12 protein-coding genes are annotated in these 16,084 nt (G+C 48.7%); 2 read left to right on the forward strand and 10 right to left on the reverse strand.

Translation table 11 applies throughout. The annotated features are described in order from the left end of the window. The 4 genes from CWB99_RS11895 to CWB99_RS11910 all read right to left on the reverse strand — a co-directional run. On the reverse strand, positions 1-1,820 hold a 1,820-nt coding region (locus tag CWB99_RS11895), incomplete at its 3' end, for a FimV/HubP family polar landmark protein (protein WP_283236584.1). Positions 1,821-2,147: 327 nt separating this feature from the next. Further along, entirely contained in the window at positions 2,148-3,164 is a 1,017-nt protein-coding gene (locus tag CWB99_RS11900) for an aspartate-semialdehyde dehydrogenase (RefSeq protein ID WP_138553232.1), read from the reverse strand. A gap of 13 nt (positions 3,165-3,177) precedes the next feature. After that, positions 3,178-4,299 carry a 4-phosphoerythronate dehydrogenase gene (locus CWB99_RS11905; protein WP_138553231.1) on the reverse strand — a complete coding sequence of 374 codons (1,122 nt, stop codon included), beginning with the start codon at positions 4,297-4,299 and terminating at the stop codon, positions 3,178-3,180. Positions 4,300-4,361: 62 nt separating this feature from the next. Continuing rightward, the gene (locus tag CWB99_RS11910) at positions 4,362-4,652 is read right to left on the reverse strand and encodes a DUF6419 family natural product biosynthesis protein (protein WP_138553230.1); all 291 of its coding nucleotides are present in this window, start codon (positions 4,650-4,652) and stop codon (positions 4,362-4,364) included. Between the two features lie 209 nt (positions 4,653-4,861). On the opposite strand from CWB99_RS11910, the gene fadE reads away from it, so the two are divergent. Continuing rightward, a complete protein-coding gene (gene fadE, locus CWB99_RS11915; RefSeq protein ID WP_138553229.1) occupies positions 4,862-7,312 on the forward strand; it encodes an acyl-CoA dehydrogenase FadE in 2,451 nt (816 codons plus the stop codon). A gap of 51 nt (positions 7,313-7,363) precedes the next feature. Here fadE and CWB99_RS11920 read toward each other — a convergent pair whose 3' ends face one another. The 4 genes from CWB99_RS11920 to CWB99_RS11935 all read right to left on the reverse strand — a co-directional run bounded on the left by CWB99_RS11920 (position 7,364) and on the right by CWB99_RS11935 (position 12,370). Then, positions 7,364-8,440, reverse strand: coding sequence for a DUF6136 family protein (locus CWB99_RS11920; RefSeq protein WP_138553228.1), 1,077 nt, complete (start codon positions 8,438-8,440; stop codon positions 7,364-7,366). 7 nt (positions 8,441-8,447) lie between these two features. Continuing rightward, positions 8,448-9,029 (reverse strand): ABC transporter ATP-binding protein, encoded by a 582-nt coding sequence (locus CWB99_RS11925; protein ID WP_138553227.1) that lies wholly within the window; start codon positions 9,027-9,029, stop codon positions 8,448-8,450. Positions 9,030-9,096: 67 nt separating this feature from the next. Then, positions 9,097-10,002 carry an SMP-30/gluconolactonase/LRE family protein gene (locus CWB99_RS11930; RefSeq protein WP_138553226.1) on the reverse strand — a complete coding sequence of 302 codons (906 nt, stop codon included), beginning with the start codon at positions 10,000-10,002 and terminating at the stop codon, positions 9,097-9,099. A 100-nt stretch (positions 10,003-10,102) separates the two neighbouring features. Beyond that, the gene (locus CWB99_RS11935) at positions 10,103-12,370 is read right to left on the reverse strand and encodes a DUF5916 domain-containing protein (protein WP_138553225.1); all 2,268 of its coding nucleotides are present in this window, start codon (positions 12,368-12,370) and stop codon (positions 10,103-10,105) included. 262 nt (positions 12,371-12,632) lie between these two features. Between CWB99_RS11935 and CWB99_RS11940 the strand changes: the two genes are divergently transcribed. After that, positions 12,633-14,663, forward strand: a complete 2,031-nt coding sequence (locus CWB99_RS11940; RefSeq protein WP_138553224.1) for a winged helix-turn-helix domain-containing protein — start codon at positions 12,633-12,635, stop codon at positions 14,661-14,663. 238 nt (positions 14,664-14,901) lie between these two features. On the opposite strand, the gene CWB99_RS11945 is transcribed toward CWB99_RS11940, so the two are convergent. Together CWB99_RS11945 and CWB99_RS11950 are read right to left on the reverse strand one after the other, a co-directional pair. After that, the gene (locus CWB99_RS11945; protein ID WP_138553223.1) at positions 14,902-15,150 is read right to left on the reverse strand and encodes a hypothetical protein; all 249 of its coding nucleotides are present in this window, start codon (positions 15,148-15,150) and stop codon (positions 14,902-14,904) included. A 172-nt stretch (positions 15,151-15,322) separates the two neighbouring features. Further along, positions 15,323-16,084: a hypothetical protein gene (locus tag CWB99_RS11950; protein WP_138553222.1), complete on the reverse strand. Its 762-nt coding sequence runs from the start codon at positions 16,082-16,084 to the stop codon at positions 15,323-15,325.

A 16,084-nucleotide genomic window follows, 5' to 3' on the forward strand; every position in this document is an offset into this window, starting at 1 on the left:
TCATCAGGGGCCGCATCGGAGACTTCTTCCAGCAGGCTGTCGATATCATCGGGCGCTTCTGCCAGCATATCTGCGTCCGGGGCCGTATCAGAGGCTTCGGCCAGCAGGCTGTCTATGTCATCAGTGTCAATATCTGATTCTTCAGGGAGGGCATCGTCGTCACCCGAATCCTGAGCCTGATCAAGCAAGCTGTCTATATCGTCAACGTCAAAATCGTCTTCTGCGATATCGGGTTCATCATCAAGTGCGCCATCGAGTAAGTCGTCAATGTCATCAGCACTCAGAATACCGTCGTCTGTCGCTGCTCCATCAGCCGCTGGGGACTTTGGGGGCGACTCACCGACTTCATCTATCAAGCTATCTATGTCGTCCAGATCAAAGTCTTCATCTGCTACGTCTGCCTCAGCAGTATCAGCTTCCTCCAGACTCTCTTCCGCCAATTCTTCGCTTAATGCCGCAAGTGCATCATCACTGACATCCAGAGTATCGTCATCTGCTCCTTCGCTGACTTCATTGAACAAATCATCAATGTCATCGGCGCTCAATATGTCGTTATCGCCTGATACTGCTTCTGCGTCGACATCCAGGGTGATTTCATCGCCCAGGCTGTCGTCCGCTTCATCAAAGTTTTGTTGCAAGAACTCATCAAGATCGTCATCACCTGATTGCTGGGTTGTGTCATCCGATTCATCGTCAAACACAATGTCGTCGTTCAGTAAGCTGTCCAGTTCATCCTGTTCAAGCGTATCATTGCCTTCTTCAAACGCATCATCTTCCAGGCTGTCAAAGACGATTTCGTCATCTGGCAGGATATCGTCATCCAGCTGAACACCTTCGTTTAAGGCATCTTCGCCACTGTCATGGGGCATATCCAAATCGAGTGGGTCTGCCGCTGCCGCTGTAGCCGTTGCAGCGGCGGCTGGTGCTGGAGACTGTGGTAAAAATTCATCGTCTTCCTCGGCTGGTTTTGCCTTGCCTTTGCGCATACGCATCACCACTGCACCTATGATCAGCAAAGCGGGAATGGTGGCAAGTAAGGCCACAACCAGAGGGTTAGCAAATAGCTTAGCAAAACTGAACTCGGCGTCCGCCTGTGCCTGCATTTGCTGCTGCGCGATCAGCTCGTTTTGCATGTCGATCACGGCTTTAAGTTGCTGCTGAATTTCACTGTCTCTGCCCAACTGATCCTGAACATTTTTTAGCTCTTCAGAAATATTATTCAGCTTTCTCTCAAGTTCGTTATTTTCCTGGAGGATCTCTTCTACACTGCGAACAGACGTTTTAAATTGGGTTTGTAAATCAAGCAGGCGGGAGTCTTGCTCCATCTTAAGTGATTTGAGCTCATTGGTGAGCGCTTCGCGCGCTTCTTCAACATCGACCTTACGCGCTTGTGTCACGCGTTTGTCGGCAGCGTCTATGGTCGCCTGATCAAGCTTGCCGCTTTTTTTCAGCTCCCATAACTCATCGTCTTGATCTGATTTTTGACGTGCTAGTTGCGCATTAACGCGGCGTATTTCAGCTAATGTGGGAATTTTAAGGTAAGCGCCATCACGCATATGGTTTAGGTTATTGTCGAGAAAAGCCTGAGGGTTTTTCTCGTATAAAGCCTGCATTACCTGATAAATTGAAACGGAGTCATTAGGGCGAACTTTGTGCGCGATGCGCCATAAGGTATCTGTTGACTTTATCGGGCCAACTGAGCGTCCCTGAAGCCCCAGATCAACCCCTTTCGGACCTTTGAGAACGGTCCCGTCCTGGGTATGAACGGGCGCTGCAATTAGGGCCATTGCTAAGATACAAATAAAGGCTAAACCGCGCATGCTGTTCCTTTGTATACTCTTCTTGCGCTGCCCTGGCGGCAACGCGACTACTGAATTGTGCTTAATAGGGCTTGTGCAAGCTCTGTTCCAATTGCCAACTATAAACCAGATAACGGTGAATATCCATCGCCAAAGTATTGAAAATTAACATTCTTATCATGCTTTTTGGTGAGTTACCAATTCTTTATTTAAGCCTCTGAATACACTCAAGGATAGACGAAATACATAGACTTGGCGGATGAGAAGTGAAAAGTGGCAAAATGCTGCCGTATGGGAACATATAGAAAAGGAATTTGGGCCCGTCATTGTTCACGGGCCCGACAGCCATTACAGGTAGTGCGCAATTAATTCTTCTGCAATCTGTACACTGTTTGTTGCGGCCCCTTTGCGGGTATTGTCAGACACCACCCAGAGGTTCAGGCCATGTGGGTGCGAAATATCAGCTCTCAGTCGACCTACATAAACCGTGTCATTGCCGCTGGCATCACTGACCGGTGTCGGATAATCCTGCTCATCTTCAATCAGTTCGAGACCTTGGGCATCATTTAACAACTGTTTAATGTGTTCAAGATCATAAGGCATACGCGTTTCGAGGTGGATCGCCTCGGCATGACCATAAAAAACAGGCACGCGAACAGCCGTTGGGTTAACCATAACACTGCTATCGCCGAGGATTTTTTGTGTCTCCCAAACCATTTTCATTTCTTCTTTGGTATAGCCATTGTCCTGGAAGGCATCAATTTGCGGAATAACATTAAAGGCGATTTGCTTAGTGAATACCTCATTTTCCATAGGTCTGGCATTCATCAGGTTAGCAGTTTGTTTAGCCAGCTCTTCAACCGCCTCTTTGCCTGCACCAGATACAGCTTGATAGGTAGACACATTGATACGGTCAATGCCGTAGGCATCATAGATAGGTTTCAATGCCACCATCATTTGAATGGTCGAACAATTTGGATTGGCGATGATGTTGCGATTGCGAAAATCAGCCAGGCTGGCACTGTTTACCTCAGGGACAACCAAGGGCACATCATAGTCATATCTAAAATGTGATGTGTTATCAATGACAATACAGCCCGCTTCGGCCGCTATTGGCGCATACTGTTCCGACACGCTGCCTCCGGCCGAAAACAAACCTATATGAGCCTGGCTAAAATCAAACTCTGCCACATCCAGCACAGTGAGCGTCTCACCGTTAAACTCAATTTCTTCACCCGCACTGCGGCTGCTTGCCAGAGGATACAAATTGCCAACCGGGAACTTTCGTTCGGCCAGAGTTTCAATAATTTGCTTGCCTACCAGCCCGGTTGCACCGAGCACCGCCACATCATATTTCTGCGACATATTATTCCTCATTCTAATTAACTACTTTAAAACCAAGCTGTTGTAACTGCGTCCCACACTGAGGTGCATTTTGCACTGTCAAGGTATTAAACTCCCGACGAGGTGGGTAATTTTTACGCAACATATCAAACCCCTGACTAGAGATATTGTTACGCATCAGGCCATCATCTCGACGAATATCATAGACCAGATGAACCAGTCTGCCGAGTTCCTGTTCACTAAGCGTATGTTCTGCATAGCAGGATGTCAGAGCCGGGATCGGCAAAAACGACTCAAGCGACTTTGTGGCCGCAATACCAAGTTGATCACACAAGGCCTGATACAACATTTGCGTCCCTCGGGCTTTCCCTTCAAGAGTGTGGCCAGCAATGTGCACCGACGCAAACAACGTGTGATCTAATAAGGGCATTAGAATATTGGGTTCATTTTCCCATACATCTAACACCAAATCGATTGCCTGGCCGTTCTCAAGCGCTGCTAACAAAGCCTGATTATCAATCACATCTCCCCGGCTTGCATTGATCACCAACATATCAGGCTTAAGCGTTGCTATTCGCTCAGCATTAAGTATGTGTCGGGTCTGATGAGTACCGGTTTTGATCAAAGGTACATGGAAAGTAACGATATCGGCTTGTGCTAACAGCTCATCAAACGGCATATGTTGCGCTAAAGTCCCTGCTTCATAACGGAGCGGGTCACACAATAGCAGCTCTACTCCACTGGCAGCCAGTTTATCGTGTAAGCACTGGCCTATATTGCCAACCCCGACGATACCCAGCTTTTTACCTTGCAGATTAATCGCCTTGTGCTGCGCATAGGCATACAAAGCACTGATCACGTACTCGGCGACCGCAACAGCATTGCAACCAGGGGCGCTGGCAAAGCCAATGTCTCGCTCAGCCAGTAACGACCTGTCAATGTGGTCGACCCCAATTGTAGCGGTACCAACAAACTTTAGCTTTGATGCCTCAGCCAAGAGTGTATGACCAACCTGAGTGACAGAGCGCGTAAGCAACACGTCAACATCAGCGAGCTGGTGTGGCGCTATGGTGCGACCATCAAAACGACTTACCTCCCCCAGATCAGAGAAAAACTCTTCAACCAGGGGCATATTCTGATCTGCAAGGATCTTCATTCATACTTCCCAAACGATACACGGACCCTTCATTGTACCGCAGCCAAGGCCCAGACAACAGGCTAACGTTTGTGAACCCCAATACTGATGGCCGCAAACATCACGCAAAGCAAAAATATCACCAGCGCTTTGATACTGGGTTGCTCGGTTAGATTTATCCACGGGCTGACCAAAAACGCTTGAACATTACACCAGGCTAAAAACATAGCAATGATACTGGCGCCCTGATAACCATAGATAGCGCACAAGACGCAACTGGCAAGATTAAGAAATACAGCAGGTTGATAAAGATGTGCTGAAAGCAGCATAGCAAAAAACGTCGCAGATGCGACACACAATGTTCCATATTGCATGACGATTCCCTCCTAGAATGAGCTCTTAAAATATAGGAGCAATCTTAAAAATTACAAACTCATTACATAAAAACAACACTAATATGACCAACTCGCGAGGTAACTAAATAGCAACTAAAATGAAGATAAGATGCTTTTTAGGCTTGAAATCACTGGTCCAACAAGCTAGCCTAGCCAATGTGGTCAGACCTCTTACAAGGAATAACAACATGACACTTTTATTTACACTCGCTTTAATCGCACTGGTTAGCGCTGCCTGCTACCACCGTGCGAGCTGGAACACCTGCTTAGGTGTTGCTGCGGCGACGCTGCTGATCGGCACCTTCGCCGGCGCCTTTGGCGCATTTGCCTGGCTTATCTTCTTGGCCATCGCAGTTCCTCTATCAATGACTAATGTACGTCAACAGTATATCGTTGCACCATTGTTTAAGGCGTTCAAAAAAGTCACGCCTAGCATGTCTGAAACAGAAAAGTCCGCTATCGATGCCGGTACCACTTGGTGGGAAGCCGACTTGTTCTGTGGTAATCCTAACTGGAATAAGCTTCACCAGTATCAGGCACCACGTCTTACGGCCGAAGAGCAAGCCTTTATGGACGGTCCTGTTGAAGAAGTTTGCGCCATGCTGAACGACTGGGAAGCCACTCATGAGCTGACTGATCTACCGCAGGACGTATGGCAGTACCTCAAAGACAACAAGTTCTTTGCCATGATCATCAAAAAGCAATATGGTGGTCTGGAATTTTCGGCCTATGCACAGTCTTGTGTGTTGCAAAAGCTAACCAGTAAATCCTCTCTGCTTTCATCGATTGTAGGTGTACCTAATTCACTAGGTCCGGGCGAACTGCTTCAACACTATGGTACTCAAGAGCAAAAAGATCATTACCTGCCTCGTCTGGCAAAAGGCGATGAGATCCCCTGTTTTGCACTGACCTCGCCGGAGGCGGGCTCTGATGCCTCATCTATCCCTGATTTCGGTATCGTCTGTAAAGGTGAATGGGAAGGTAAAGAAACCTTAGGTATTCGCCTAACCTGGAATAAGCGTTATATCACGCTTGCACCCGTTGCGACTGTACTTGGTCTGGCATTCAAAATGCGCGACCCGGATGGCCTGCTGGGCGACAAAAAAGAAATTGGTATTACCTGTGCGCTTATCCCAACCAGCACCCCAGGCGTTGAAATTGGCCGTCGTCACTTCCCGTTGAACGTGCCTTTCCAAAATGGTCCAACTAAGGGCGAAGACGTCTTTGTCCCCCTTGATTTCATCATAGGTGGTGCAAAAATGGCAGGCCAGGGCTGGCGTATGCTGGTGGAGTGTCTGTCAGTGGGTCGCGTGATCACGCTGCCGTCTAACTCAACCGGTGGTATTAAGTCTCTGGCGCTGGCCAGTGGTGCGTACAGCCGTATCCGCCGTCAGTTCAAATTGCCTATCGGTAAGATGGAAGGTATAGAAGAAGCACTGGCTAAACTGGGTGGTTATGCCTACAGCAGCGACGCAGCAGTGAGCATGTCGACGGGCGCCGTTGACTTAGGTGAAAAGCCGTCTGTTATCTCTGCTATTTTGAAATATCACCTGACAGAGCAAATGCGTGACTCAACCAAGCATGCAATGGATATTCACGGCGGCAAAGGGATCTGTCTGGGTCCAAATAACTACCTTGGCCGCGGTTATCAGGGTGCGCCTATTGCTATCACAGTAGAAGGTGCAAACATTCTGACTCGTAATATGATCATTTACGGTCAGGGCGCAATTCGCTGTCATCCTTTTGTACTGGCTGAACTCAACGCTTGTACTATTAAGGATAAAGAAGAAGCACTGAACAGCTTTGACCAGGCATTGATGGGCCATATTGGCTTTACCATTTCTAACCTGGTTCGCACTAAGTGGCTGGCTCTGACTGGTGGTCGCTTCAGCAAAGTACCATTTAACGATGAAACGGCAGACTACTATCGTGCTGCTGCGCGCTTTAGTGCGTCGCTGGCACTGATGTCTGACATCTGTATGGCCGTATTTGGTGGCTCTTTGAAACGCAAAGAGCGTATTTCTGCGCGCCTTGGTGACTTGCTAAGCTACCTGTACCTGGTTTCTGCCACACTGAAGCGTTACAACGATGAAGGTCGTCGTAAAGAAGACTTACCTTACGTACAGTGGGCTTGTCAGGAACATTTGTACCTGTGTCAGCGTGCCCTGGCGGACCTAATTAACAACATGCCATCAATGGCATTGCGTGGCCTGCTTAAGCTGATCCTGTTCCCATTCGGTCGTCCGGTCCGTAAGCCGACGGATCAGATGGAGCACAAACTGGCGCAGCTTCTGCAAACACCAAGCTCAGCCCGTGACCGTCTGGCTTCACACATTTACCTGCGTGATGAACCGCTGAACCTGATCGGCAAACAAGAGCAAACACTGAAAGACATTCTGGAAGTAGAGCCTCTGTTCGACAAAGTATGTCGTGCTAAAGGTGAAAAACTGCCATTTATGCGATTGGATAAAGTGGCCGAAATGGGCCGCGAATGTGGTGCACTAAATAACGATGAAGCCAACAAATTGGCAGCCGTTGAAGAGAAGCGACTGGCCGTTATCAATGTAGATGACTTTGACCCGGCCGACCTGCTGGCTGGTAAAGCCAGAGTGGTTGCAAAAGACGCGGACGCCGCGTAACTTGTCTCTAATGTAAAGGCCAGCCATGCTGGCCTGTTTTGTTTGCCTGTACTAAATAAACAGCACTTTAATCATCATCAGCGTCACACTGACACAGCCCCAGACAACAGCAAAACGCTGCGGATAGTGCTTTAGAGTCCATACAAGTGCCGGACAAGTAGCGATTACCGACACGGTATACAACTCGCCGTTTAACAGCACAACTCCCGCAAGCCAGCTGACCAAACACAATATGTAAATCAAAGCGCTTTGGCTAAACTCAATTTGACTATCAAGACCCAGACTACGCCAAAACCCCCTGCGCCCGGCAGCCTGTTTACTGGTATCTAAATACAAGCTGGACCACCACAACTGGTTCACCAGCAGTATGATCAAAGTGTAGTAGTGCAGCAGATCGGGCCGCTCATTAGCCATGATGACACCCGCCCACAAAGCCAGAAATGATGCGCCTGCTCGCCACAACACCACCCAGGGATACTCTTTGATGACATAGTACCAAAAGCTGACAGAGCTAAGCTGGGGTTGTGGCGCCGCTAGTTTCAGCTTGGGCCTGAACCAATCCAGCGCAAGCCAAAGCATGCTCACAGCCAGATATGTCTGAATATCCGGCGCCAGCCAGACGGCAACGAAAGCAACACACAATGATGAAACCAATGTTTGCGGGCGGTACAGCAAGGCCAGTGCAAACAGCCACTGTGCCAGCATAAACCCTGGCAACTGAGGAGCCTGCCAGAGTGTCGCTGTGCCCATGCTCACTGCGAGGAGTAAAGCTGCACCAAATAGCACATGGCATATCAGTAACAGCAGCCAGTCAGCCACAAACTGATGAAACCGGGTTCGCAGCAGGGTCTGGTGATAAGCCCTGTGCCTGGCATCTGTAATGGCGGGCTTAACCGCCTGTAACAGCAAACTTTGTAGCAACAGGAAACCAAATGCCACTTTCATCGCAACACCGTGCGAGTCGAATGACACCAACTTACCCAGACCAAAAAACACCCCAATGATCAACTGCGGGATGAAAATGAAGAATAAGGTCACAAACATGAGTGAGAACTGCTGAAGCTGGCGCAACAACGCGGCCAGCACAACTCGAAACGCACGGTAACGATACTGATAATAATGTAACATCAGCACCTCACTCAAACAGTGACTGAGTTACAAAGCCAATATCAATAAAGGGCTGAGGCTCATGACAACTCATGATCACTTGTGCAGGGTGATGAATAAGCCAGCTCAACAACACATCAACGCTGGCATGATCTAATGCAGCGCTCGGTTCATCCAGCACCAGATAAGGCGTATTTCTCATCATAGCATTGATTAGTTGGCACTTTTTCTGATTACCGGACGACAGCGCCCCGTAACGGGTATCCAAAAAAGCCTCAAATTCCATTTGCCGGATCATTAGCTCAGGCCAGGGACATGCCCAGCTTTTCGCTGTCAATCGCAGTAATTGTCTGGCCGTCAAAAAATCAGGATAGGCTATTGAGTCACTGGCCAGTGCCACGATTCTCTGCATGGCAGGGTGTTGCTTACCGTCAAACAGTACATCACCATGAAACGCATCATCCAGGCCGGCAATGATCCTAAACAAGGTACTTTTCCCCAGTCCATTTGGCGCTTCGATGCAGAGCTTCTGCTCACTTAGCGCGGCACAATAGTCCGAAAAAACAGGGTCATGCAAATACACTTTCGTGAGGTGTTTTATTTCTATCATACTGGTCCTTGATATTTAACCGTTCCGATATTAACAAAACACCTCAATACAAAGTATCTGTGTGTGGTTACAAAGTATGTCGGTTAAACGAACGCCCGGCGTATTCTGAGGTGAAGGTTTCGATGGCGCCTCGTTTTTGCATGGTCACAAACACCTGCTTGCCCTGTTTACCACCAAATGCAATATTCGTCGGATATTGGCCTTTCAACGCCACTTTTCTCAGTAGCTGGCCTTTTGGTGACAGTATCACCACTTCCCCGGCTCCATAGCGGGCAACATACAGATTGCCATTTTCGTCACAGCGCATACCATCCAGGCCATGATCGTTAAACTCATAAAACAGCTCTGGGTCACCTATCATCCCTTGCTCATCAAGCTCAAACGCCCAGATCTGGCGCTGCACACTCTCATTCACATACAAAGTACGATTGTCGGGGCTGACCTCTATACCATTCGTGGTGCCCATATTTGCACGCAACAATTCAGTTTGCCCATCAGGTAAAATGCGCCAAAGCTGTCCCGTGTTGTTTTGCCAATCCGGATCACTGGCGTACAGTATGCCTTTATCACTGATGGCTAAATCATTGGGCTGATGCATTTTGGGGTTATGAGCCAGCACAGAAATCGTTTTATCAGGCGTCACTTTCAGTACATTGTGACCGGTATAATCCGCAATATACATAGTGTCCTGCGCATCAAAGCGGATCCCATTCCCTGTGCTGCCTTGCGGCAAACTCAGATATAAACCCGCCTCACCTTGTCCGCTCACCTGACCAATGGTGCCTTGTCGGGCGAAGTTGACCGCAAACAGGTCACCATCTCGGTTTACAGCCGGGCCTTCTACCCCCTGAGTAAATACTCCGTCCGTAACCCAATCCTGAGACTGATACAGCCCAGTACCCATCTGCTGGGATGCGCAGGAGGTAACCAAGCTCAACGCAGCGCCCAGTACAACAGCATGTCTTATTTGCATAGCTTTGTCCCTAAACTTAAAAGTTTGAGTATGCGGTGTTGTCCCAGGAGTGTGAATTGAGAAATATTCACACAGATACCGGACAGCTGAAGCTGCGCCGTTAAAACTTATACCTGACCTTCAGCAGCACAGAATCCTGTGAAGGTGATTGCCAAAGCTGTTTTGCGCGTTCAAGCCAGGGCTCAGAGCCAATCTGACTGCCAGGTACATTTTCTCCCACAGCCCCGCCACGCCGATATACCAAAAACACATCAGACAGTGCCCCCATCCGATAACGCAACTTAAACTGGCTGGACAAGCGACGATCTTCAAAGCTGGTATCCACATTGTTCAGGCGATGTCTGTGATGCGCCTGTATGGAATACACATCGTCACTGCGGGCTTCCAGTACAGCCCATTCAAGCGTTGAAGAAAATTCCAGTTTATCGGTTATCAATCCGCTGACCTGAATCTTATTTACGAAGAAATCACGCTGATACTGAGTGACCTGATCTCTATCACTTGCCACCAGCCAGCCATCTCCGGTGCGATAAAAGTTGTTGAATTTCACTGTCCAGTTTGGGTGCGGTAACCAGGTCATATCAACCGCATACTGCTGAGCGTGACCATCAAACCCCTCCTGATCGTACTCGAAACTCGCAGCCCATGAGAATTTACCAATGTAAGGACTCACATACATCACCCGTGCTTCCCAGTTACCTGGTACTTCAAAAGCCTGGCTCTGACGACCCAGGTTGTCCTGCCAGCCACCACTAATCCTGTCCAGATGCAGGTCAATCTGGCCACCACTTGCCAGCAGCCACTGGCTCAGATAGGCCTGCCGGGCCGGCAGCTTTAGCCCCTGGTTATCGGCCTCATAACTGAGTGTCAAAGAGTGCTTGATACGCGCTAGCCAATCGCTTTGAGTGTTAATTGCATGACTAAACTTGGCTTCACTATACTGCCAGTCATTGCGCTGCATGTATCCTAAATCACTATTATCAAAGCTTTTATTTAGCTTAAGATATCGTCCTTCCAGATTTGTATTGGGAGAAAACTGATACCCCAGTTGCAATGATACCCCCTTGCCCGTTTGCTTTTGCTGCTGCTCGACCTCGCTGATGAGCAAAGCGCCCTGAAATGACCAAGTGGCACTTTGATACTGACTATCCCAGGCCATCGTCGTGGCTTGCCGGTCCAGCCATGGTCGTTCTGTATGTGTGGCCAGCACACCTGTTTGCCAGTACTTTTGCCGATACTTAGCACGTGCAGCATAAAAGCGTTTGCCGGCATTGCTGTCCAGATCATCCTCTTTTACCGCAAAGGCACCGACCTGCATGGTCTCTCCCTGATGAACAAAACGGGTCGCCAAATCGATAGGAGTGATAAATTCCCGCCCATCGTCACTGCCAGCCCCAATACGCCGGGTATGGAGCAGCTTGGTATCTTGCAAAGCCTGTACGCTAAACACTGCAATATCCTGAGTAAAGAAAGGCCGCTTGTCGCTGCGCAGTGTTTCAACCGCACTGTAGTTAATGTCGACTTCGTCACTATCGACCTGGCCGAAGTCCGGATTAACCGCCACCGACAGTTTCTGGTGATGACTAGGTTTATAAAACAGATCAAAACCCACATCGCTTTGACTATTATCCTTGGCCTGCTCGGCAAAATGCTGCTGATGACTAAAATACGGTACAAAACTCAGTTGGCTATGGTTTGGAATGGCCGATTTGAGTTTTGGCATGCCCAGGTAAAAATCGCTATTACTGGTTGTTTGTTTTTGATTTGAATAGATATAATTTTTTCCCAGGTCATAAAGCTGTATTGATACGCCAATATCCCCAAGCGCACTTTCCGTGCCTTGAGCCGGGTTGTAGAAAGATACGGTATGCCAGGGGATAAAGACTTCTGAAGACCAGTAACCATCCGCTTCAAACGTTTCAGACTGCCAATCCCCGTCCCAATCGTGGTCTTTGGTCAGCTGTGGCGTCAATACGGCATCTTGCGTGCCACCACCCAGAGTCACTGCAAACTCATAAGCGCCGCTGCCATCGCCAGCGAAATCTATTACGATGCGATTAAATTCGGCCTGCATAAAGGCGTCCTGGATATTAAACTGCTTCTGCCTGCTGGCTCTGTCCTGAAAGTTAACAATACCAATATAAACCCCCGCTGCGTTGCTGAATGCTTTTGCATGGAGCTTGTCTGAATGTGTTGTCAGTGTCGCCGGAGCCACCTGATAAAATTGCTTAAACTGCCGAGCTGATTGCCATTGTTGTTCATCCAGACGTCCGTCGAGGTTTACCTCTGTGTTGTGAGTTTCGTTTGCCCAGAGTGACTGGCTGCCCAATGTCGCTGTGATACACAAAGTTAAATAGTGCTGTTTCATATGACTGCTTCCGATATGACTGATTGCCGTTCATTGCAGCAGAAATGGGCCTTTAAAAAGCTGAAAGTTTCCTGAATAAAGGTGATCAACCTCTGATGATTATTGACTTTGTTATGAACTAGGTTAGTTTCAGCAGACAGAATGCGTGACACCTGATATGTCGGCCTCTGAGTCAGTCATCTGACCAAACGATCCAGACTCAGGTGCGGGCACCGCATTGCAGCGGCAACAGGCTACAATAAGAACTAAGGGAACAATCATCATGGCGATATCTACTGGCGCTCAGCAATACCACTTTTTATCCTGGCAGTTTGATGCCAGTCAGGATGAATTGCGCGCCCCCGAAAGCCAGGTTGCTATCAAGCTTGAGCCACAAGTTGCCAGGCTCCTTGAGCTCTTCGTGACGTCTCCTGATAAGGTCCTGTCCCGGGACGTATTAAACACAGCGCTGTGGCCAGACACCATTGTCGAGTCCAATAGCCTGTACCAGCTGCTTACCAAGTTGCGCCGGGTACTCAATGACAGTGCCAAAAACCCCAACTTTATTAAAACCGTGCCCAAACGAGGCTATGTATTTATCGCGCCAGTGACAATTCAGCAGACCTCCCCGCTAATACGGGCACCGCAATATAACGGGCACCCCATCGCGGCTTTACAAAACGACGTGGTTGCAAAACCAGGCATTACCGGTAAAAAGCGTGTATTGATGATGGCACTCCCGGTCGTCACAGCCTGCTTCAGTGCAATCGCCTACTTTTCTTCTGCACCGGCTCCCTTTGCTGCTCCGCAGTATGAGGTAGCAGATATCACGTATGAATTGGGGTTAGAATTTGATGTCGCCGCCCACACCAGTAAATCGCTTTTGGCGTATATCGACGATTTCAAAACTCTGGTTATTACCGATAAACAGGGCAACCCGATACAGCGTTTACAATTTGACAGCCGTGTTGCCAAACCAAACTGGCATCCGGAAAAAGACTGGCTGGCAGTTTGGCGCTATCAGGGTGACCGTTGTGAACTATTGATTGTGAACGCGCAAGGTCAGCAGCAAAACATCCCTAAGGGCGTCCCTTGTTATCATATTCAGGCGCCAAGCTGGCAGTCCGACAATCAGATTATTGTCACGGTACAAAGTAAAACGGGCATGCAGGCCTATCAGTATCATACTGATAATAATAAATATATTCCTATTCCCCTCAATCTTGATGAAGGTGATAAGCTCATCACCACACTGCGCGGCTGGGACAATCAAATCTATTACCTGGTGAAAAATGCTTTCCAACATTCACGCTTAATCACCCTGGATGGCAAAGTGCAGCTGCGTTGGAACTATCCCGTCTGGCTGATTGCCTATGACCCAAAACAACACAGCATGATCACCAACGACGGCAGCAAACACCACAACCTGATCGCCACAACGCGTGATGGGCATCAATACCAGGTTATCTCGACACCGCAGGGGATTTTTAGCAGCCTCAGTGTTGACGAGCAGGGCCATATTTTCAGCGCCGCCGAAAGCTGGCAAGTGAATATCCGCGACAAAGACGACCTGCCTATTTTTTCCAGTTCCAGCCATGATTATCTGCCGGTCACCAACAGCCTGGGTGAAACGGCATTTATGTCACGCCGCACCGGCGCGTGCGAAATATACCTGCACAGCAATGACAAGGTGGTTCAGCTGACCCATCACAAGGGCAGTGATTACGTCAACTTTGTTACCTGGAGCCCCGATAATGCCTATATTCTGGCTAACCGGGAGACTCGGTTACTACTGCTAGACCGCTCTGGGATAATACACACCTTCACTCCAGCCTTATCGCGCTCACTTCGCCATTTTGGTTGGATAGATGCAGATACGCTGTGGGCAACAGATGGTCATGACGTTTTGCTTTATGACAAAGCAGGTCAATTGCAGCGCCGCTTCGCACTGGCATCAGATATGTTGATGTATGACTATCGGGTTCAAACTTGGCTCATCTTCAAAGACGCCGCACTTTATCGCAGTACGGATTTAGCCACTGCGGGCCTGCAGGAAACCAAACTTACGTCCCTTGAACCCAGGGCATATCATCAGCTAACCAACCCCAGACTCAAAGACGGCTATTTATACTGGCAAAGCGCCTGGTCAAAAACGGATCATATCTGGCGACTGGCACTGGATGGTGTCGCAAAGCCTGAGCTACTGAAAACACAAAACTTGCTCTGGCACTACGATATTGCTGCCGATGGCACTTTACTGATAGCCAAAATGGAATCTGTTGAGGGAGATATCAAGCGATTGAGCGCCAAATGAAATAACAGGGCCAAAACGGCTGGCCCTGTTTTATGTCAATAAAGCCAACAACAGATGATGACTTTATTTAGCAACAATCACTGAAGTGTGGCTTTTATCCGCGAACACGACTCATGCACAGTTAGCATATCGTGGTTTCGCAGCAGCTGGTTATATTTGGCTTTATCATTACCCTGACACGTCATCTGACAAGCTGGGGAAGCCTTTCCTAGTGTGGCGTGTTCACCTTCCATAGAAACTAGCGTTCAGGCACAAACTCTCCATTCAGTAACCGCTGCCACTGGCGTTCAAACTCGCCAGTCGCTTTGAGTGTTTGCAGTCCCCGATTAAACTGGTCGCGTAGCACAACACTCTCTTTTCTAGATTTTGGAAATAAGACATGAGCTCGGTAATTTAAAAATGGTCTGGGGTGTGCCCGGATCTTATCTTTTTGTAAGGAGGGAAAGTGGTTGGTCAGCAGGCTTTGCATTGCCGTGTCACTGAACATGATGCAATATGCAGTACAAGGAATTTAGTTAAACTATAGAAGCGTGTGGTCGCTTGCGCTAACTTTACGCCGGGGTAGCGTGTTTACAGGTAAGCAAGTTGAGAGATTAGATGCCCGGCACACTCGCGTGCCGGACCAGGTCGATGACACAGCGCCATCGGACCACCCCTTACTAAGATGCGCAGTTCGCCACTTCTGTTTGATACAAACTGGCTGCCGCTAACTGCATTTGCTTTTGTAACTTAGCGTCAACAGGTGCGGTGGTGGTGACTGCAAGCTGATCTGCCGGACGACCGAGAATACTTTGCGATAATACCAGCGCGGCCAGAAACGCGCCTTTGTCATTAGCATGGTTGCCGTCCATTGCATGTAAGTTCATACGGTGCTCTGATAAAAACTTGTCCCACACCAAGCCAACGGGCGCAATACACGCGCCCGACTCTTTCGCTATGCCTGCATAAATATCATGCACATACTGGCCTTCCCACTGACGGCCTCTTTGACCCCACTCAGGGAACATTACGGCCTGGGTGCCGTGCTCCTTCGCCAGTGCAACCAGCTTTTTCGCCTCTTTGGTTGAATAGAGTTTTCTGCGGCTTTGTGAGTATTTTTGCGCCTGCAATACCACATGGCTCAATGAGGTGTCTTTTAACATCTTACGACTCGGACCATGATCCCAGCGCTGATCCAGAAATAAGATCCCGGGTGCCATTTGATAGCTAACCTGAACCCCAGGCTCAGACGCTTCAATGATGGCTTTGACAAATTCGGGTACACTGTGTCGCTTGGTGTGACTGTTGCCCATGTATAATATGTTCAGTGTTGATGTTTCCATTGCGTGTTTTTTAACTCCGCTATCCGTGACTACTGCGGCCCCTGCCTGTGTGCTGACCAGCAGCGACACGGCAGAAGCCAGTGAATAAAGTGTTTTCAT

It is taken from the genome of Pseudoalteromonas rubra, from assembly GCF_005887095.1.
Classification (GTDB): Bacteria; Pseudomonadota; Gammaproteobacteria; order Enterobacterales; family Alteromonadaceae; genus Pseudoalteromonas; species Pseudoalteromonas rubra_E.

Excerpts from the sequence above, each read along its gene's own strand:
- CWB99_RS11900 (WP_138553232.1), bottom strand. The coding sequence starts at position 3,164 with ATGTCGCAGAAATATGATGTGGCGGTGCTCGGTGCAACCGGGCTGGTA.
- CWB99_RS11905 (WP_138553231.1), bottom strand. The coding sequence starts at position 4,299 with ATGAAGATCCTTGCAGATCAGAATATGCCCCTGGTTGAAGAGTTTTTC.
- CWB99_RS11910 (WP_138553230.1), bottom strand. The coding sequence starts at position 4,652 with ATGCAATATGGAACATTGTGTGTCGCATCTGCGACGTTTTTTGCTATG.
- fadE (WP_138553229.1), top strand. The coding sequence starts at position 4,862 with ATGACACTTTTATTTACACTCGCTTTAATCGCACTGGTTAGCGCTGCC.
- CWB99_RS11920 (WP_138553228.1), bottom strand. The coding sequence starts at position 8,440 with ATGTTACATTATTATCAGTATCGTTACCGTGCGTTTCGAGTTGTGCTG.
- CWB99_RS11925 (WP_138553227.1), bottom strand. The coding sequence starts at position 9,029 with ATGATAGAAATAAAACACCTCACGAAAGTGTATTTGCATGACCCTGTT.
- CWB99_RS11930 (WP_138553226.1), bottom strand. The coding sequence starts at position 10,002 with ATGCAAATAAGACATGCTGTTGTACTGGGCGCTGCGTTGAGCTTGGTT.
- CWB99_RS11935 (WP_138553225.1), bottom strand. The coding sequence starts at position 12,370 with ATGAAACAGCACTATTTAACTTTGTGTATCACAGCGACATTGGGCAGC.
- CWB99_RS11940 (WP_138553224.1), top strand. The coding sequence starts at position 12,633 with ATGGCGATATCTACTGGCGCTCAGCAATACCACTTTTTATCCTGGCAG.
- CWB99_RS11945 (WP_138553223.1), bottom strand. The coding sequence starts at position 15,150 with ATGTTCAGTGACACGGCAATGCAAAGCCTGCTGACCAACCACTTTCCC.
- CWB99_RS11950 (WP_138553222.1), bottom strand. The coding sequence starts at position 16,084 with ATGAAAACACTTTATTCACTGGCTTCTGCCGTGTCGCTGCTGGTCAGC.